Source organism: Blastococcus sp. SYSU DS0510, assembly GCF_054050835.1.
Genome location: NZ_JBJHAC010000019.1, coordinates 26,083 through 45,171, shown reverse-complemented (window position 1 = coordinate 45,171; position 19,089 = coordinate 26,083). Strand labels below are relative to the sequence as shown.

Here is a 19,089-nt window from a genome sequence, read left to right as displayed (position 1 = left end):
GCGCACGCGGTTGCAGCGGTCCGCCGCTCGCCGGGCGCCCCGCATGGTCCGGGCCGTCCCACGCCGTGGACGGCCGGCTTGACCCCTGTGAACGAGGTCACCCAGCGTCCGGGCCCCTGGTCGGCCGGCAGTGACTGCCCGTCCGGCGGGATCGAGTCGGCTGGGGGATGACGCCCGTGAGACCACTCAGGATCGGCGAGCCCGGTGCCGAGCGCCCGTGCGTGGAAGGCCCGGATGGGCCGTCCTGGAGGCGTCCGGGGTCTGCGAGGACTACACCCCCGATTTCTTCGCCGCGGATGGGCTGGAGCGGCTTCGCGGCGCGCTCGACCGCGGCGAGCTGACGGCGATCTTCTCGGTTCCGCACCTTGTCTGTCTGGTACCTCAGCCAGTTCCTGGTACTGGAGCCCGGCGACCTGATCAACACGGGGCCCCTGCCGGCGTGGGCATGGGCCAGGATCCGCAGCGCTACCTGCGGGCCGGTGACACCGTGGAGCTGTCCATCCAGGGGGCTGGGCGCCCAGCGGCAGCGATTGGTCGCTGCGCCGTGATCGCAGAGGGACGCCGTGGACCGCGTCACCCGCCGGCCGTGAGCCGGCGCGCACGAGCCCGGCGGTCGACGAGTTCGACGGCCTGGTCGCCCTGGTCACCGGGGGCGCCTCCGGCATCGGCGCCGCCACCGCCGCGACGCTGCGAGCCCACGGTGCGACCGTCTCCGCGCTCGACCGGACCGCCGGCCGACAGCCGATGGCGTGCCGGTCCTGGCGGCCGACGTGACCGATACGGCCGCGGTCGAGGCCGTGGTCGAGGCGGTGGTCCGGAGCGCCGGCCGCTCTGCCCCACCTGCGCCGGTCGCCTGCCGCGGCGGTCGTCCACACCTGTTCCGTCGCCGCCCAGGTGGGGCTGCCGCCCAGCCGGCGGGACGGCTGGCGACCGCCGATGAGGTCGCCTCCGCCATCGCCTTCCTGGCCAGCCCGCGGTCCGGTGCGACCACCGGCACCGCGCTGACCGTCGACGGGGGGCTGACCGGGCTGCGACTGCCGTCCAGGAGCTGACGGCGCCGCCGAAGAGTTCCCCGACGAGACCCTTCCCATCGCCCGGTCGCTCGAAGGGCGCTTGACTGGCCTTCGCGGCGGGATACCGTGACTGGTCAGATCTCTGAGCACTGACCCGGGGCGGATCCTGTGACTGGACGGCGCGGACTGGCCGACGACGTGGCGGCGCACCTGCTCGCCACGGTCGCCGACGGCCGGTATCCCCCGGGCAGCCGACTGCCGCGGGAGTCGGTCCTGGCCGAGGAGGCGCGGGTCAGCCGCTTGACCCTGCGCGAGGCCGTACGCGTCCTGCGCGACAAGGGCGTCCTCAGTGTGGAGCAGGGCCGCGGGACCTTCGTCAACCCCCCTGCGCGGTGGGCCGCGCTCGACCCGGTGCTCCTCAGGAGCCGCGCCGCACTGGAAGGGGACTCCGCGGACGTGGCGCAGCAGCTCACCGAGACCCGGCGGATCGTCGAGGTCGGCGCTGTCGAGCTGGCCGCCCACCGGCGCACCGAGGCGGACCTGGGGGGTCTCCGCCGCTGCATCGACCGGATGCGGCGGGCGCACGACGAGGGTGATGTCGTCGAGTTCTCCGCCGCCGACATCGACTTCCACGACGGCTTGGTGACCGCGGCGCGCAATCCGTTCCTCGCGGCACTGCTCCAGCCGGTCCAAGAGCTGGTCCGGGAGGTGCGCGTGCACACCTCGCTCGAGCCCGACATGCGGCTGACCGCCATTGCGGCGCACTCGGCGATCCTGGACGCGGTCGCCGCGGGCGACGAGGCCGCAGCACGGCGCAGCATGAGCGAGCACCTCGCCGAGACCCATCGGGTCATCGACCGGCTCCGCTCCTCCGCGGGCGTCCTCGACGGACCGGCCACCGATCGGGAGGCTTCGTGAGCACGCCTACCCACCTCCGTCCGCGCCGTTGCAAGGCTCGCTGCGGCCCGCACCCGGGCCCGATGCCTGCGCCGCACCGGCAGGCAGGCCAACCGCACAGGGAGTGATCGTGAAGGCATCTCGCGACCGTGACCGCCGGCTCCTCCGGAGCCAACAGTGGTTCGACAACCCGGACAACCCCGGGATGACGGCCCTGTACATCGAGCGCTACATGAACTGGGGGCTCACCCGGGAGGAGCTGCAGTCGGGGAGGCCGATCATCGGTATCGCACAGACGGGCTCGGACCTGTCTCCCTGCAACCGGCACCACCTCGTCCTGGCCGAGCGTGTGCGGGAGGGCATCCGCGAGGCCGGAGGGATCGCCTTCGAGTTCCCCGTGCACCCGATCCAGGAGACCGGGAAGCGGCCGACCGCGTCGCTGGACCGCAACCTCGCCTACCTGGGGCTGGTCGAGGTCCTCTACGGCTACCCGCTCGACGGCGTGGTGCTCACGGCCGGCTGCGACAAGACCACCCCTGCGCTGCTCATGGCGGCGGCGACCGTCAACATCCCCGCGATCGTGCTGTCGGGGGGGCCCATGCTCAACGGGTGGTTCCGCGGCGTGCGCACCGGATCGGGAACGATCATCTGGAAGGCCCGGGAGATGCTCGCGGCCGGCGAGATCGACGAGGCGGAGTTCGTCGAGCTGGTGGCGTCGTCCGCCCCGTCGCCGGGCCACTGCAACACCATGGGCACCGCCTCGACCATGAACTCGCTGGCCGAAGCCCTCGGCATGAGCCTGCCGGGGTCGGCGGCCATCCCCGCCGTGCATCGGGACCGCGGGCGGGTGGCGTTCCTGACCGGTCGGCGGATCGTCGAGATGGTGCAGGAGGACCTCAAGCCCTCGGACATCATGACCCGCGAGGCGTTCGAGAACGCCATCGTGGTCAACTCCGCGATCGGCGGCTCGACGAACGCGCCCATCCACCTCAACGCCATCGCCAGGCACATGGGCGTTCCGCTGGAGGTGCAGGACTGGGAGACCCTGGGGCTCACCGTCCCCCTGCTGGTCAACCTGCAGCCGGCGGGGGAGTACCTCGGTGAGGAGTACCACCGTGCCGGAGGCGTTCCGGCGGTGGTCCACGAGCTCATGCGCCACTCCCTGATCAAGGAGGACGCCCTCACGGTCAACGGCCGGACGATCGGGGAGAACTGCCGGGGCTCCGCGTCCGAGGACGCCGACGTCATCCGGACCTTCGACGACGCGCTGCTGCCCGACGCCGGCTTCATCGTCCTCGGCGGCAACTTGTTCGCGAGCGCGATCATGAAGACCAGCGTCATCTCCGCGGAGTTCCGCGAGCGCTACCTGTCCGACCCCCGCCACCCCGACTGCTTCGAGGGCCGGGCCATCGTCTTCGAGGGGCCCGAGGACTACCACGCCCGCATCGACGACCCCGACCTCGCCATCGACGACGGCTGCATCCTGTTCGTCCGGGGCGCCGGCCCGCTGGGCTATCCGGGGGCCGCGGAGGTCGTGAACATGCAGCCGCCGGCTGCGCTGATCAAGCAGGGGATCCACCACCTGCCCTGCGTGGGGGACGGGCGGCAGTCGGGCACCTCGGGGTCGCCGTCGATCCTGAATGCGTCGCCGGAGGCGGCGCTCGGCGGCGGGCTTGCCGTGCTGCGGACGGGGGACCGCGTGCGCGTCGACCTGCCCCGGCGCCGGGCCGACGTCCTGATCGACGATGAAGAACTCGAGGCCCGGATCCGGGACCTCGCAGCGGCGGGGGGATTCCCGGTTCCTGCGTCGCAGACGCCGTGGCAGGAGATCCAGCGCGCCACCGTCGACCAGCTCTCCGAGGGGATGGTCCTCAAGCCCGCCGTCCGCTTCCAGCGCATCGCGCAGTCCATGGGAGTGCCCAGGGACAACCACTGAGCTCGGGTCCGCCCTGCACTGGCTGCGTCCCTGGCCGCGCGGGCCGATGACTGCGCAGCCCGTCGCCCCGTCCCGGCGCGAGGCTGCTCGGTCACGATTCTGTGACGGTGCGCTGCCCGCCGCGCGGGGGAGCAGGTCGGTCGCGGGACCCAGTTACGAGAGGCAGCCGTAACCATTGACGGTGACCTTCCGGTTTCGCATGATCCTCGTCACATCTGAGTACATCTGATGACTGATGAGTCGAGGAGTCCGGCATGGCAAAAGCAGTAGCCGACGTCGACCGGGTGGACCGGTACACCCTGACCCCCGAGGGGATCAAGGAGCCACCGGTCGGCTGGAAGGCGAGCTTCAGGTACCTCGGCCCGGGTCTCATCCTGAGCGCGTCCATCGTGGGCTCGGGGGAACTCATCGCCACGACCGCGCTCGGCGCCGAGGCCGGGTTCGCTCTCCTCTGGCTGGTCATCTTCAGCACCTTGGTGAAGGTGGCCGTCCAGGTCGAGCTGGCGCGGTGGACGATCGCGACCGGGCAGCCCGCGCTCACGGGTTACAACAAGGTGCCGCCCAAGATCGGGCGCCTCGGCTGGGTCAACATCCTCTGGACGCTGCTGGCCCTCAGCAAGCTCCTCCAGCTCGGCGGCATCATCGGCGGTGTCGCCGTTGCGCTGAGCATCCTGTTCCCCTTCGGCGGCGACCCGCTGGCCTTCTCGCACCTGCTCGTGTGGACGACCATCGTCGCCGCCGGCAGCATCGCGCTGCTGTACTCGAACAGGTACTCGCTCATCGAGCGCGGTGCCGTGTTCCTGGTCGTGCTGTTCTCGATCATCACGATCCTGATCGCCCTGGGTCTGCCGTTCACGCCGTTCGCGTACGGCGGCGACGACCTGGCCGGCGGGCTCACGTTCCTGATCCCGGCCGGCGCGCTGGGTGCCGCGATCGCCATGTTCGGCATCACCGGTGTGGGCGCCGACGAGATCACCTTCTACACCTACTGGTGCGTCGAGAAGGGCTACGCCCGCTGGGCCGGACCCAACGACGGCAGCGAGGAGTGGGCCCGCCGCGCCAACGGGTGGATCAAGGTCATGTACAAGGACGCGGCCGTGTCCTGGGTCGTCTACACCTTCGGAACCCTGGCCTTCTACCTGATGGGTGCCGCGGTGCTGAACCCGCAGGGGCTCGTCCCCGAGGGCAACGGCATGATCACCACCTTGTCCCGCATCTACACCGACACCCTCGGTGCCTGGTCCAGCATCCTGTTCCTGGTCGGCGCCATCGCAGTCCTGGGTTCGACGATGTGGGCAGCCATCCCCAGCTGGTCGCGGATGTACGTCAACCTGCTGGCCACCATGGGCGTGCTCGACTGGCAGGACCCGGTGGCGCGGCTCAAGTGGATCCGCGTCTTCACCGTCGCCCTCCCCATCATCTGGGGTGTGGCCTACCTGCTGATCCAGTCGCCGGTGATCATGGTGCAGATCGGTGGCGTCATGACCGGGATCTTCCTGGTGGCCGTCGTGATCGCCGTCTGGTACCTGCGCAAGACCGAGACGGATCAGCGGGTCTACGGCAGTACGCCGTTCAACATCGCGCTGATCGTGAGCAGCATCGCCATCGCGCTGCTGGGCATCTACACCCTCCTCAGCGTCTTCGGGCTCACGTTCGCCTGAGCCACCGGCCGCGTGAGCGGGGGGAGGTCGCCGACGGCGGCCTCCCCCCGTGCACGTGCGGTCGCACTCGGCCGGCCGGCGTCACCGGTCCGGCGGTCCGGCGGTCAGTGCGGCGACGCGAGCGTGTCCACCCGGCTGCCCAGATGGCGTTCGATGTCCTGCTCCGTCTGCAGCAGGTGGGCTCTCATCGCGTCCCCGCCCCAGAAAGCATTCGGCTACCGAGGCCCGGGACGGCCAGCGCCAGGACCACCGAGGAGTCGACGCCCCCCGGACAACGCGACGTCGAGCCTCGCGACGCCGGCCAGCCTCTCCTCCAGGGCATCGACCGCCCGGCGGTCAGCCGGTTGCAGCGGGTGCCAGGGACGTCACGTGCCCCCGTTCCTCGTCCGTAACGATCATGGTCCATCCCACCGCACGCGGCCTCCGCGATCCATCGTCGGACGTCTCCCACCGCGGGAGCGGCGTCGCAGGGCGCGGGGAAGCGGGTGGCCGGGGCGACCTTGACCCGGGGCATACGCCCCGCCTAGCGTTCGCAGACGGAACCGCCCGTCCAGGGACCCTGAACACGACAGGGCTCGACATGTGCTGCGTCGGCGCGGGATCACACGGTCGATCCTCGGCGGCAGCGCCCGTTCGACCGGCGCATCCCGGCCGGATCAGCGAGGAGGCACATCCGTGCGACTGCTCAGGATCGGCGGGGTCGGTAGCGAGCGCCCCTGCGTGGAAGGCCCCGACGGTGCCGTGCTCGACGCCTCGGGGGTCTGCGACGACTACACCCCCGGCTTCTTCGGGTCCGGCGGGCTGGAACGGCTCCAGGCGGCGTTGGACCGGGGCGACCTGCCCGCCGTCGACACCGCCGGCCAGCGCACGGGTGCCTGCATCGCCCGACCGCACAAGGTCATCTGCATCGGTCTGAACTACGCCGACCACGCGGCCGAGTCCGGGTTGCCCGCGCCCGCGGAGCCCGTCGTGTTCTTCAAGGCGACGAACACGGTGGTCGGGCCCTACGACGACGTCCGGATCCCCCGGGGCAGCTCCAAGACCGACTGGGAGGTGGAACTGGGCGTCGTGATCGGGGCGGAAGCGCGCTACCTCCCCGACGAGGCCGCTGCCGAGGCCTGCATCGCGGGGTACACCGTGTCCCACGACGTCTCCGAGCGGGAGTTCCAGCTCGAGCGCGGTGGTCAATGGGTCAAGGGCAAGTCGTGCGAGACGTTCAATCCCCTCGGTCCGGTGCTCGTCACCCGCGACGAGGTCCCCGACGTCGGCGCGCTCGGCCTCTCACTGAAGGTCAACGACGAGGTCATGCAGTCGGGCACCACCGCGGACATGATCTTCCCCGTGGCGCACCTGATCCGGTACCTCAGCCAGTTCCTGGTGCTGGAACCCGGCGACCTCATCAACACGGGGACACCGGCCGGCGTAGGGATGGGCAGGGACCCGCAGCGGTACCTGCGGGCGGGTGACACGGTCGAGTTGTCGATCGATGGGCTGGGCACCCAGCGTCAGCGGCTCGTCGCCGCACCCTGACCGGGAGCCGAGGCCATGACCTGCATCACCGGCTTCGACATGCTGCCGGCGTCGCTCGAGGAGCGCTCCCGCCCGAGCGGCACGGTAGGGCGGCGGGCAGCGTGAGCGACGTGGCGGACGACTTCGAGGGCCTGGTCGCGGTGGTCACCGGGGGTGCTTCCGGCATCGGCGCCGCCACGGCGGCGTTGCTGCAGGCACGAGGCGCCACCGTCCACGCCTTGGACAGGACGGCCGGGCAGACCCCGGAGGGCGTCCCCGTGCTCCCGGCGGACGTGACCGACTCCGCGGCGGTGGAGGCAGCGGTCGAGGAGGTCGTGGGTCGCACCGGCCGCCTCGACGTCGTGGTGAACAACGCGGGGATCGGGGCCACCGGGACGGTGGCCGACAACTCGCTGGACGAATGGCATCGGGTCCTCGACGTGAACGTCGTCGGCATCGTGCGGGTCAGCCGGGCAGCACTGCCCCACCTGCGGCGGTCGCCGGCGGCAGCCATCGTCAACACCTGCTCGGTCGCCGCCGAGGTGGGGCTTCCGATGCGGGCCCTGTACTCGGCGACCAAGGGAGCGGTGCTCTCGCTCACCCGCGCGATGGCTGCCGACCACCTCGGCGAAGGCATCCGGGTCTGCTGCGTGAACCCTGGAACCGCGGACACGCCCTGGGTCGGGCGGTTGCTGGCGCAGGCCGACGACCCGGCTGCGGAGCGGGCGGCGCTGCAGGCACGGCAGCCGGCGGGGCGCCTGGTCACCGCGGAGGAGGTCGCAGAGGCCATCGCCTTCCTGGCCAGCCCGCGATCTGCCGCCACCACCGGTACCGCGCTGACCGTCGACGGGGGACTCACCGGTCTCCGGCTGCCGGCGAAGAGCTGACGGGGACCGGGACGTCCGGAATGGTCGACGCGCGGGGGAGGGCGACCGGTCCCGGCGCCGGTCCGGTCGGTCCACATCGCGGTCGAACCGCCCACCAGCGAGGCGGTGGTCACCATCGCGGGCCTGCAACGGGGATACTGGCACCACACATCAGATGTCCGAGAGGTCCAGCATGACCGTTCCATTCGGAGAGGTCGGCATCCTGCCGACGCCCGGCGACAACGCGGCGGTCGCCGTGCGCCAGATCGACGCAGGGGAGCGGGTGGAGACCCCGGACGCCGTCGTGACGTTCCCGCACACCATCCCTCAGGGGCACCGCTTCGCGGTCCGGTCGATCGGATCGGATGAATCCGTGCTGTCGTGGGGGAGTCCGTTCGGGACGGCGATCCGCGCGGTAGAGCCGGGCGACTACCTCGTCAGCGAGCGCATGCTCCAGGTGCTGCGCGACCGGTCCGCCCCGTTCGACCTGCCCGAGGCCAACTTCGTGGACCGCGAGCTGCTCCCGTTCGTGTGGGACGAGGCCGCTTTCCGGCCCGGCACCCCGGTGTCTCCCGCCGACGACGGCCGCACCTTTCTCGGTTACGACCGTGGGCCGGGCCTGGGCGTCGGCACCCGCAACCACGTGGTCGTGGTGGCCACGTCGTCACGGGCAGGCGCGTTCGTGCAGGCGCTCGCCCGACGGCTCGCCGACGTCGGCCGCGGCGTGGAGGGCCTCGACCCCGTCGTCACCGTCGTGCACACCGAGGGCGGGCGGCGCCGATGGGGGCACAACCGCGAGCTCGTGCTGCGGACCCTCGCCGGCTACGCCGCCCACCCGAACGTCGGCGCGATGCTGGCCGTCGACGAGCCGGGGTCACCCGTCCGCAACGCCGACCTGCAGGAGTACGCGCGGGCGAACGGCTATCCCGAGACCGGCCGCCCGGTGGGCTACCTGACCCGCGAGGGCACGGTCGAGGAGGACCTGCGGCGGGCCGAGGAGCTCGTGCGCTCGTGGTTGCCCGCCCTGGTCGCCCGGCGCACCGAGCAGCCCGTGTCGGCGCTCGCCCTCGCGTTGCAGTGCGGTGGCTCGGACGCCTTCTCCGGGATCACGGCCAACCCCCTGGCCGGTGCTCTGGCCCGCGAACTGGTGCGGCGCGGCGGCTCGGCGGTCCTCGCCGAGACCGACGAGCTCATCGGTGCCGAGGACTACGTGCTGGCCAACGTCCGCGACGCCGAGACGGCGCGGCGCTTCCTGGCCGCGGTGGAACGCTTCAAGGAGCGGGTGCGGCGGCACGGACACACGGCGGAGACCAACGTCTCCGGCGGGAACCTGTGGCGGGGTCTGTACAACATCACGATCAAGTCGCTCGGGGCGGCCCGCAAGCGTGACCCCGAGGTGCGGCTCGAGCACGTACTCGACTACGGCCAGCGGCTCCCGGGCCCCGGCTACGCCTTCATGGACAGCCCGGGCAACGACCTCGAGAGCATCGCGGGCGAGGTCGCCACCGGCTGCAACCTGGTCGTCTTCACGACCGGCAACGGCTCGGTGACGAACTTCCCCTTCGTGCCGACCCTCAAGGTCGTCTCCACGACCGACCGCTACCGGATGCTTCCGGCGGAGATGGACATCGACGCCGGCGTGATCCTCACCGGCACCCCGCTGGACACCCTCGCCGGGGACGCCCTCGACCTCGCCGTCGCCGTGGCGTCCGGGCAGAAGTCGGCAGGGGAGCGCGCCGGGCACAGCCAGGTCTCCTTGTGGCGGGAGTGGACGCGCGGCCCCGAGGAGCCCATGGCCGAGCCCGGCGAGGACGTGCTGCTGGACGAGGTGGCCGACCGCCGTCCCCTCCGGCTCGGCGGGCAGCCGGCCGATCCGGCCGCGGTCGCCGTGCTGACCGGGGTCCGTCCTCCCCGGGACGTCGAACTGGTGATGCCGACGAGCATCTGCTCGGGGCAGGTCGCCCAGCAGATCGCCGAGCGGCTGCAGACCAGCGACGACCCCGGCGGCCGGCGGTTCGCCGCTCCCGTCCACACCGAGGGCTGCGGCAGCTCCAGCGGCGCCTCAGAGCGGCTCTACAGCCGCGTCGTGGTCGGTCACCTCCGGCACCCGTCGGTGCGCGACGCGCTGCTGCTCGAGCACGGCTGCGAGAAGACCCACAACGACTACTTCCGCCTCCGCCTCAGCGAGGCGGGAGTCGATCCCGAGCACTTCGGCTGGGCCAGCATCCAGCTCGACGGAGGCATCGAGGCGGTCGGGCGGAAGGTGGAGCGCTGGTTCGCCGAGCGCCCGGCCACCGAGCCCGCCACGGACGACGGAACCACCCCCGGCGCAGGCGCGGGCGCGCCGGCGCTGGCGGTGCATGCCGTCGGCCGCGTCCCGGACGCAGCGGCCCGGCAGCTGGGCCGCCTGGCCCGTGCCGCCGTCGACGCCGGTGGCAGCGTGCTGCTCATGGACGGCAGCCCCCTGTGCGGATCACCGGCCTTCCTCGAGGCCCTCGGGGCGCCGGACGACGTCGCGGCCACCCTCCAGCACGGTGGCGCACCCGCGGAGCCCGGCGTGCACGTCGTCGCCGGGCCCGGTGAGGACTGGCTCGAGGCGTCGGCGGCGTTCGCCGCCGGAGGCGCGGCGGCGATGGTCGTCCACGTCGCCGGTATCACGCTGCCGGGCCATCCTTTCGTGCCGGTCGTCCAGGTGTCCGCGGACCCCATGACCCTGCGGCACCGTGCCATGGATCTGGACGCGCCGCTCGAGGAGGCGTCGGCTGACGATCCCGGAGCGCTGGTGGCGCTCGCCGACCTGGTCGCCGCAGCCGTGGAGCACCGTTACGAACCACGCGCCCAGCGGTCCGGGATGGTCGGTTTCCAGGTCAGCCGGGGACTGCTCGGCGTCTCCATGTGAGTCGCCGGGGACTCCCCCTCGGCGGCGCGGGGGAGTCCCACGGTTGGCCCGGTCGAACCCGCGTGGTTGCGGTCGGATGCACCTGACGTCCGGGCACGAACGGAAACGGTGGCTGTGGTCGCACGGCGGGATCGTGGTCTTCTCCATCGTCACGATCCTGATCGCCCTGGGTCTGCGCCTGGCCTGATCGGGACGGACGCAGCAGCGGGGGAGGTCGCCACCGGCGACCTCCTCCGCTGTCGTTCAGTCCGCGGTGGATTCGGAGAAGGCGTTGCGGCCGAGGTGCCGCTCGACGTCGGCCTCGGTCTGCACGAGGTGTGCGCGCATCGCCTCTCCGGCCGCCACGGCGTCTCCCGCGACGACCGCCCGGAGGATCGCGGCGTGGCATTCCAGCGCGTGGCTGCGGATCTCCGGGACCGACGAGGTCTTCCGGCGCAGGGTCGCGAGCACGGAGGCCAGCGGTTCGAACAGGGCTTCGAGGAACACGTTGTCCGCCGCCTCGAACAGCAACGCGTGGAAGGCGAGGTCGGACTCCGAGGCCCCGGCGGCGTCGCCCTCGGCATGGGCGCGTTCCATCGCGTCGTGCCAGGCGGCGAGCCGCTCCAGGTGCGAGTCCCGGCGCCGCTGGGCGGCGAGCTCGGCCATGGCGATCTCGACGGCGCGGCGGGCCTCGAGCAAGCGCATCGGCAGCAGCAGGGGATCGCCCTCCAGGCGGCCACGCGCCGCGAGCAGCCGGCCGTCCAACGGAGACCATTCGGCGGTCGGGTTCACCACGCTGGACCGGCCCTGCCGCACGTGGATGACCCGCGTGGAGGCCAGCGACCGGATCGCCTCACGGACCGTCAGGCGGCTGACGCCGAAGCGGGCGGCCAGCTCTGCCTCGCTGGGCAGGACGCCCCCGATCGGGAACGTGCCGTCGAGAACCAGGTCGAGGAGCCCCTCGGCGACCACCTCGGCCCGGCCCTGCCGCATGCACCCAGGCTACAAGGGACCGTGACGTGCGCTTGACCGGAGGAGCGCGAGGAAACAACATGTCAGATGTCAGATCGCCTCCTCGCTGGGAGACCTCTCGCATGGCCCTCGGACTCGATGCGCTGCCGCCGCTCCGGACGGTCGAGGACGCCCGGGCGCGGATCCGGCGGAGCCGCGACGGTGAGGGGCGACGCACGGTGGTCGTGGACGACGACCCCACCGGCTCCCAGAGCGTGCACGGCGTCGACGTGGTGACCGTCCTCGACCCGGCGGAGTACGCGCAGGCGCTGTCCGAACCGGGAGCCACCTGCTTCGTGCTGACCAACACCCGCAGCCTGGCCCAGGACGACGCGGTGCGGCTCACCGCCCAGGTGGGTACCGACGTGTTGGCGGTCATGGGCGGGTCGGAGGCGCCGGTCGATCTGGTCACGCGCAGCGACTCCACGCTCCGCGGGCACGTCCTGGCCGAGACCGAGGCGCTGGCTGACGCGTACCGGGCCGCCACCGGCAGGCCGGTCGACGGGAAGCTGCTCGTGCCGGCCTTCCTCGAGGCGGGTCGCTTCACCGCGGGCGACATCCACTACGCGACCGTGGGCGGCGCCCCGGTCCCGGTGGCCGACACGGAGTTCGCCGCCGATGCCACGTTCGGATATGCCAGTTCCGACCTGCGTGAGTTCGTCGCGGAGAAGAGCGACGGGCGGATCCGTGCCGACGAGGTGCACAGCGTCACGCTGGAGGACATCCGGCTGGGGGGACCGGAGCGGGTGGCGGAGGTCCTCGGGGCGGTGACCGGCGGGGCCTACGTCGTCGTCAACGCCACCGACTTCGCCGACCTGGAGATCGTGGTCCTCGGTCTGATCGAGGCCCGCCGTGCGGGCAGGGTGTTCGTGTACCGGACGGGTCCGTCCTTCGTCCGCGCCCTCGCGGGGATCGAGCCGCGGGCTCCCCTGCGGGCCGACGACATCTGGTCCTCGGGTAGGCCGGACGGGCACGGACTCCTGGTGGTCGGCTCCCACGTCGGGCTCACCAGCGCCCAGGTCGCGGCCGTGGAGCAGCGGGAGAACCTCGAGCGGATCGAGCTGTCCGTACCGGCGCTCATCGATCCGGCCAGCCGGGACGGCCACATCGCCGAGGCAGCGGGGCGCGTGCGGGAGGCCCTGGCCACCCGGGACGTCCTGCTGCTGACCAGCCGGGACCTCGTCCGTGGAGCCGGGCGCGACGACAGCCTGGCCATCGCGCGCGCGGTCTCGGCGGGCGTCACCTCCGTGGTGCGGGCGGTGCTGCCGAGCAGGCCGGCCTGGGTGATCGCCAAGGGGGGAATCACCTCCCACGACGTCGCCGTGGAGGGTCTGGGGATCCGCCGGGCGAAGGTCCTCGGTCAACTCCTGACCGGCATGGTCTCCGTGCTCGAACCGCTGGAAGCAGCGGAGGGGGCGGTCGGTATCCCTTACGTCGTCTTCGCGGGCAACGTGGGTGACACCCAGACGCTGGCCCACGTCATGGACGTGGTCGCCGGCTCCCGCACCGGTGCTGATGCCCCGGCCGCGGACCGCACCGACACCGATGAGCAGGGAGTGGGCGCATGACGAAGGTCGGCTGGATCGGACTGGGTGCGATGGGGCGGCCGATGGCCGCCCGGTTGCTCGACAGCGGCCACCAGGTGACCGGCTACGACGTCGCCCCAGCCGCCGTTGCGGCGCTGGGGGACCGTGCCGGGGCTGCGGGGTCGCCGGCCGAAGCCGGCACCGGCGTCGACGTGCTGGCCGTCATGGTGGCCACGGGGTCGCAGGCGGAGGACGTCCTGTTCGGCGATCGGGGTGCCGCGTCCACCCTGCGAGACGGTGCGGTCGTCCTGATCATGTCCACCATCGGACCGGCGGCTGTCGAGGCCATCGCGGACCGGTTCGCCGCCCAGGGTGTGCAGGTGGTGGACGCGCCCGTCTCCGGCGGGGTGGCGCGCGCGACCACCGGCGACCTGTTGATGATGGTCAGCGGGTCCGAGCAGGCGCTCACCACGGTGCGCCCTCTGCTCGACGTCATGTCCGGCAAGGCCCCCGTGGTGGGAGCCAACCCGGGTGAGGGGCAGAAGGTCAAGCTCGTCAACCAGTTGCTGTGCGGCGTGCACATCGCGGCCGCAGCAGAGGCGCTGGCCTACGCCGAGGCCCTCGGTCTGGACGCCGAGGCGTGCTGGGAGGTGATCCGCCACGGCGCCGCGGCCTCGTTCATGCTCGACGACCGCGGTGAGCGCATGGTCCACGGCGCCGGCGAGCAGGTGAAGAGCGCCCTGGACATCTTCGTCAAGGACATGGGCCTGGTCCTGGCGGCCGCGCGCGAGACCGTCTACCCGGCTCCTCTCGCCTCCGTGGCGGAGCAGCTCTACCTCACCGGTCGCCGCGCCGGCCTCGGATCGGCCGACGACTCCACGCTCATCCAGGTGCTGCGCGGCGAGCGCTGATCGCGCGCCGCCGCGCTCGGAGGATGGCAGATCGGTGAGCCCTCGACGGATCGCCGTCGGACGCGGCCCGCGGCGGTCCGAGGTACGGGCCGCGCGTCGCCCGCAGACGGCGCGTCCGGGCGTGGCCAAGGTCTTGGACGACCGGCCGTTGCTGATGATCTGGATCGGAGTGGTCCTGTTCAGCACCGGGCCGGTCCTGATCGCGGGTTCCACCACGACCGGCACCGTGCTCTCGCTCTGGCGACTGTGGATCGGCGCTGCGCTCCTCGGTGTGCTGACCCTCTGGCGCAGGAGCACCAGCGGAATCCGGTCGACCCGGCGCGGATGGGGCTGGACCGCGGCGGCCGGTCTGGCGTTCGGCGTGCACCAGGTGTTCTTCATGGTCGCGATCAAGGCCACATCGGTGGTGGACGTGACTCTCATGCAGGTGCTCCAGCCGATCCTGGTCGGTGTGCTGGCGTTCCTGGTGTTCGGCGAGCGCCCGGGCCTGCCCTTCCGGCTGTGGTCGGTGGTCGCCGCGGCGGGTGCGACGTTGGTCGTGGTGGCGGGCACCACCGGGCCGGACGGCGATCCGCGGGGAATGGCGCTGGCTCTGGCCAACACCGTCTTCTTCGCCTTCTACTTCATCTGGTCCAAGCAGGCCATGACCCACATAGCCGCACTGCCCTTCCTCTTCGGCGTCGCGGTGGTTTCCGGAGCGGGCGTGACACTGTTCGCGGTGCTGACGGGGGAGCCGGTGACCGGCATCGGCGCGAGGGATCTGATCATCGCCGCGAGCATCGCCGTCGTGCCGGGAGCACTGGGCCACTTCCTGGTCACCCACCCGCTGGACAGGGTCGCTGCCAACATCCCGCCGGTGATGCAGCTGACCATGCCGTTCATCGCCGGCGCGCTGGCCTGGGTCCTGCTCGGCCAGGGCGTCTCCCTGTTGCACGTGGTCGGCGGCCTCGTGACCATCGGCGGTGTGGTCGGCGCCCTCGTCTCATCAGGTGGCCCCCGGCCGGCGGCGTCCGAGCAGCCGCGACCGGCCTGACCCGCCTCCCGACCCGCCGTCCGGGGGGAGCGTCGCCCGGGGCACGGCTGGTCACGTCACCGAGCCGGGCCGCCACGGCACGGACTCCGCCTGCCCGAATCCCAGCGTCCCGCACCACCCCCTGGACGGTGCCCGCCCGCTCTCGGGCACCATCGGGGCCTCGACGACCCGATGATCCGGTCGTACCCGCGGACCGGCCCGCCGGCGGCGGGTGGGGCGACGGCCACCGTGCGGCGGCGGAGGACCCCCGCGGCACGGTCGGCCGCCCACCGCCCTCCCGGCGGTCACGGGGCAGCAGGGCCACATCGTCGGAGGGGCAGCTGCACGCCGATCAGGTCGAGGGGCGCTGCGAGGGTCGTGGGTCCATCCCGGGTGGGAACGGACCGGCGGTCAGGAGGCGTGCGGCCACGGCTCCAGCGCGCCGTCGGCGTCGAAGCTCATGGGGACGGGATCGCCGGTGATCTCCAGGCGCGGCTCGGCCAGCACCTGGTCGCGGAGGGACTCCGACACCAGCAGGTGCTCCAGGTCCAGGGTGTTGCGCAGCCGGACCAGGGTGACCCTCTCGAGGTCGGCGCGGCCGCAGGTCAGGATGGCGGCGGCGATCGCGCTGCGGTCCGTGGGGAGGGCCACCGGGACCTGGGCGCGCTGGGGGCCGGCGAGCCCGGCGGTCATGGCGTTGATGTAGCTGGCGCGCAGGTCGAGCTTGGCCAGCAGCCGGAACGGGACGAAGTCGGCCAGCCCGAGGCCGACCGCGTTGCCGTGGGACACGTCCGTCAGGTCCAGGACGGCGAGAGTGGCGATCCGAGGACGGTCGAACTCGACGCCGCCGCGGATCATCATGCGGCCGATGACGTTGACGTCCATCCCCGTGCCCGAGACGTTCTTCCCCATCTGGTCGACGACGGCGACGTCGAAGGCCTCGAACGGCAGCCGGGCCATGAGGCGCTTGGCCTCGGCGAGCAGGCCGGCCTCCACCGGGCCGCCGATGTCCTCGGCCCGGACCAGCTCGACCCGGGCGGCCCGGTCGTAGGCGTTCTCGATGATCCCCAGACCTCCGAGGATCTTCCCGGTCTCCACGATGCGGCGGGCCACCCGGGGGATCCAGACGCCGAGGTTGGCCGGGCCGTGGGCGTGGATGCCCTCGGCGCCGCGCTGCTTGCCCAGCCCGATGGCGACGATCTTGGCCAGGCCGCTCTCGACCTCGCCCTGGAAGTCCGTGTGGGCCTTGATCCGGTTGACGGCGAGGACACCGTCGGCCTTGGCCGCGTTCGCATCGAGGTGCACGGCCGGCCCGCCGGGCAGCCGGTCGATCTCGACCGTCTCCATCGTCGCGCGGATGGGCATCCCGAGGGTGTCCTCGGTCATGCCCAGCTCGGCGAGCATCTGGACCTGCCCCTCGGCGGTGGCGCCGCCGTGCGAGCCCATGGCCGGGACGACGAACGGCTCGGCCCCGACCGAGCGCAGCCAGGCCCCCGCCGCGCGGACCACCGCCGGCTTGTCGTGGATGCCCCGGCTGCCCGCGGTGATCGCCACGCTCATCCCGGGCCGCAACCGGGTGCGCAGCGGCTCGAGCGCCTGCGCGGTCGCCGCCGCGACGTCGGGCAGCTGCGGCGCGTCGAAGTTCTGGCGCACCGGGATGAGACGGGGGAAGGGCGCCTCGAACTCGAGGCCGCGCGCGGCCTCGAAGGGGCCCAGGCCACTGCTGCCGTCGTGGGTCATGTCGTCTCCCGGGCTCTCGTCGGACTGGCCGGTCAGGAACGGGCAGCCGCGCGGGCCTGCGCCATGGCCGCCCCCACCATGATGGCCTCCACGAGGCTGTCGTGGCTGGCGCGTCCGGTGCCGGCGATGTCGAAGGCGGTGCCGTGGTCGACGCTCGTGCGGACGATCGGCAACCCGATGGTGGCGTTGACCCCGGTCTCGAACCCGAGGACCTTCACCGCGATGTGGCCCTGGTCGTGGAACATCGCGATCGCCACGTCGAAGTCGCCGGCGACCGACCGCCCGAAGAGGGTGTCCGCGGGCCAGGGGCCGGTGGCGTCGATGCCCTCCGCCCTGGCCTGCTCGATGGCCGGGGTGATGACCCGCGCCTCCTCGTCGCCGAACAGGCCGCCCTCGCCCGCGTGCGGGTTCAGGCCGGCCACGCCCACAGAGGGGGAGTCGATGCCCATGTCGCGCAGCGCCCGGTCGGCCAGCCGGATCGTGGTCAGGACGCGGGGGGTGGTGACGCGATCGAGCATCTCCCGGATGCCGACGTGCGTCGTCACGTGGACGACCCGGAGCTTGAGCGCGGTGAGCATCATCGCGAAGTCCCGGGTGCCGGTCAGCTCGGCGAGGATCTCGGTGTGGCCGGGGTAGGGGTGCCCGCCGAGTGCGATCGCCTCCTTGTTCAGCGGCGCGGTGACGATGCCGTCGATCTCCCCCGCCAAGGCCAGCTCTACCGCCCGGGCGACCCCATCGAAGGCGATCTTCCCGGCCTCGGCCGACAGCTTCCCGACCGGCACGGGGACGTCGGACGGCACGGGCAGCACGTCCAGGGTGCCGGGCTCGAACCGGGCGTCGCCGGGCGAGGAGACCGTGCGGAGCTCCGGCGGGTCGGGTACCACCGCGCAGGCGGACCGCAACGCCGCCAGGCTGCCGATCGCCAGGATCCTGGTGTCGGCGACCCGTGGATCGCGGGCAGCCATCAGGGTGATCTCCGGGCCGATGCCGGCGGGGTCGCCCACGGTCAGGCCGAGCAGGGGTCTCATGCGCACTCCTCGAGCGCCTCGGCGGCGCGGTTCAGCGAGTTCGGCGTACCGAAGCCGCCCGACTTGGTGACCACGGGGATCCGGCGGTCACCGGCCAGCAGTTCCCCGAGGGGCAGGCCCTCGGTCACCTCCGACAGGAGCCGCAGCTCCTCGGCTCCGAGAGCCGCGGACACCGCCAGCGCCGTCGCGCCGCCGGTCAGCACCAGCCCCACCGAGGGCGCGTCGGCCACGATCGCGGCCACGACCCGCGCCAGGTGCTCAGCCAGCGCTGCGGCCTCCGCGCTGTCGGCGGCGACCTCTTCCGCGACCTCACTGGTGAGGATCACCCGGCGGCCGTCGCGCAGCGCACGGGCCGCGGCCTCGACCGGCCACGGCGCCCGGCCGTCGACGACGATCCGGTCGGCTCCGGCCTCCAGCAGGACGGTCACCTGGTCGAGCGTGGCCGCGTGCGTGGTCCCGACGACGAGCAGCACTCCGGTGACCGTGAGCGCCGGGACCCGCCGGGGGCCCGGCGTGGGCACCAGGACGTCGGCCAGAGCGCGGGCCAGCCCTCCCGAGCCCACGGCCACGGCTCCGTCGTCGAGGACGTCGCGGGCGATCCGGAGCAGGTCGTCGTGCGTCCGGGCGTCGACCACCCGGACGCCGGCGGGGAAGTGGGCGGTGATGTCGTCGACCGTGGTCCGGCCGTGGACGAGCAGGGCTCCCTCGTGGACGGTCCGGCCCTGGGCAGGGAACGCCGGGGTGGCGACGGCGTTCCTGCTGCCCCAGGCGTCCAGCGCCACGCGGACGTCAGCCCGCACCCGTCCGCGCAGGGTGGAGTCGACCTTCAGGAAGAAGAGGTCGGGACGCCGTCCCCGCACCCGTTCCACCGCCGCCCGCATCCGGACGGCCGCCTCCTCGGCGGGTCGCCAGCGGTTGTCGGTGACCAGGGCGAGCACGTCGACGTCCGGCGAGGGGTCGCCGGCGAGGGCGACGGAGACGTCGAGCCCGCGCACGGCGAACGGTGCCGCGGCGTCCGCGGCACCGGTCAGGTCGTCGGCGAGGACCACCAGGCGGGAGCGGCGAGCGTCGGCGGGAGGCATTGCTGCGGTGACCTCCATC

At 72.6% G+C, this 19,089-nt stretch carries 15 protein-coding genes; 11 read left to right on the top strand and 4 right to left on the bottom strand.

The genetic code is table 11. The annotated features are described in order from the left end of the window. Window positions 1-537 precede the first annotated feature (537 nt). The 8 genes from ACI79P_RS15615 (at window position 538) to ACI79P_RS15580 (ending at window position 10,781) form a co-directional block, all read left to right on the top strand. Window positions 538-774: an SDR family NAD(P)-dependent oxidoreductase gene (locus ACI79P_RS15615; protein ID WP_456582011.1), complete on the top strand. Its 237-nt coding sequence runs from the start codon at window positions 538-540 to the stop codon at window positions 772-774. Then, entirely contained in the window at window positions 750-1,052 is a 303-nt protein-coding gene (locus ACI79P_RS15610; RefSeq protein ID WP_456581963.1) for an SDR family oxidoreductase, read from the top strand. The genes ACI79P_RS15615 and ACI79P_RS15610 overlap by 25 nt, the downstream gene beginning before the upstream one ends. A 129-nt stretch (window positions 1,053-1,181) precedes the next feature. Beyond that, the gene (locus ACI79P_RS15605; RefSeq protein ID WP_456581962.1) at window positions 1,182-1,931 is read left to right on the top strand and encodes a FadR/GntR family transcriptional regulator; all 750 of its coding nucleotides are present in this window, start codon (window positions 1,182-1,184) and stop codon (window positions 1,929-1,931) included. Between the two features lie 109 nt (window positions 1,932-2,040). After that, window positions 2,041-3,846 (top strand): IlvD/Edd family dehydratase, encoded by a 1,806-nt coding sequence (locus ACI79P_RS15600; RefSeq protein WP_456581961.1) that lies wholly within the window; start codon window positions 2,041-2,043, stop codon window positions 3,844-3,846. Between the two features lie 254 nt (window positions 3,847-4,100). Continuing rightward, window positions 4,101-5,507, top strand: coding sequence for an Nramp family divalent metal transporter (locus tag ACI79P_RS15595; protein WP_456581960.1), 1,407 nt, complete (start codon window positions 4,101-4,103; stop codon window positions 5,505-5,507). A gap of 675 nt (window positions 5,508-6,182) precedes the next feature. Continuing rightward, a complete protein-coding gene (locus ACI79P_RS15590) occupies window positions 6,183-7,037 on the top strand; it encodes a fumarylacetoacetate hydrolase family protein (protein ID WP_456581959.1) in 855 nt (284 codons plus the stop codon). A 101-nt stretch (window positions 7,038-7,138) separates the two neighbouring features. Then, window positions 7,139-7,903, top strand: a complete 765-nt coding sequence (locus tag ACI79P_RS15585; protein WP_456581958.1) for an SDR family NAD(P)-dependent oxidoreductase — start codon at window positions 7,139-7,141, stop codon at window positions 7,901-7,903. A 172-nt stretch (window positions 7,904-8,075) separates the two neighbouring features. Continuing rightward, window positions 8,076-10,781, top strand: a complete 2,706-nt coding sequence (locus ACI79P_RS15580; RefSeq protein ID WP_456581957.1) for a UxaA family hydrolase — start codon at window positions 8,076-8,078, stop codon at window positions 10,779-10,781. 243 nt (window positions 10,782-11,024) lie between these two features. On the opposite strand, the gene ACI79P_RS15575 is transcribed toward ACI79P_RS15580, so the two are convergent. Further along, window positions 11,025-11,753, bottom strand: a complete 729-nt coding sequence (locus ACI79P_RS15575; RefSeq protein ID WP_456581956.1) for a FadR/GntR family transcriptional regulator — start codon at window positions 11,751-11,753, stop codon at window positions 11,025-11,027. A gap of 101 nt (window positions 11,754-11,854) precedes the next feature. Between ACI79P_RS15575 and ACI79P_RS15570 the strand changes: the two genes are divergently transcribed. The 3 genes from ACI79P_RS15570 to ACI79P_RS15560 all read left to right on the top strand — a co-directional run bounded on the left by ACI79P_RS15570 (window position 11,855) and on the right by ACI79P_RS15560 (window position 15,241). Further along, window positions 11,855-13,339, top strand: coding sequence for a four-carbon acid sugar kinase family protein (locus tag ACI79P_RS15570; protein ID WP_456581955.1), 1,485 nt, complete (start codon window positions 11,855-11,857; stop codon window positions 13,337-13,339). Beyond that, a complete protein-coding gene (locus ACI79P_RS15565; RefSeq protein WP_456581954.1) occupies window positions 13,336-14,208 on the top strand; it encodes an NAD(P)-dependent oxidoreductase in 873 nt (290 codons plus the stop codon). The genes ACI79P_RS15570 and ACI79P_RS15565 overlap by 4 nt, the downstream gene beginning before the upstream one ends. Window positions 14,209-14,329: 121 nt before the next feature. Further along, window positions 14,330-15,241, top strand: a complete 912-nt coding sequence (locus ACI79P_RS15560) for a DMT family transporter (protein ID WP_456581953.1) — start codon at window positions 14,330-14,332, stop codon at window positions 15,239-15,241. 390 nt (window positions 15,242-15,631) lie between these two features. On the opposite strand, the gene ACI79P_RS15555 is transcribed toward ACI79P_RS15560, so the two are convergent. From ACI79P_RS15555 to ACI79P_RS15545, 3 genes are read right to left on the bottom strand one after another with little or no spacing between them, the layout of a single operon-like run. Continuing rightward, window positions 15,632-16,960: a nickel pincer cofactor-dependent isomerase, group 22 gene (locus tag ACI79P_RS15555; protein WP_456581952.1), complete on the bottom strand. Its 1,329-nt coding sequence runs from the start codon at window positions 16,958-16,960 to the stop codon at window positions 15,632-15,634. Window positions 16,961-16,992: 32 nt separating this feature from the next. Continuing rightward, on the bottom strand, window positions 16,993-17,988 hold the full coding sequence (gene pdxA / locus ACI79P_RS15550) for a 4-hydroxythreonine-4-phosphate dehydrogenase PdxA (protein WP_456581951.1): 996 nt from the start codon (window positions 17,986-17,988) through the stop codon (window positions 16,993-16,995). Beyond that, a complete protein-coding gene (locus tag ACI79P_RS15545; protein WP_456581950.1) occupies window positions 17,985-19,070 on the bottom strand; it encodes a four-carbon acid sugar kinase family protein in 1,086 nt (361 codons plus the stop codon). Before ACI79P_RS15545 ends, pdxA begins: the two co-directional genes overlap by 4 nt. Window positions 19,071-19,089: the final 19 nt, after the last annotated feature.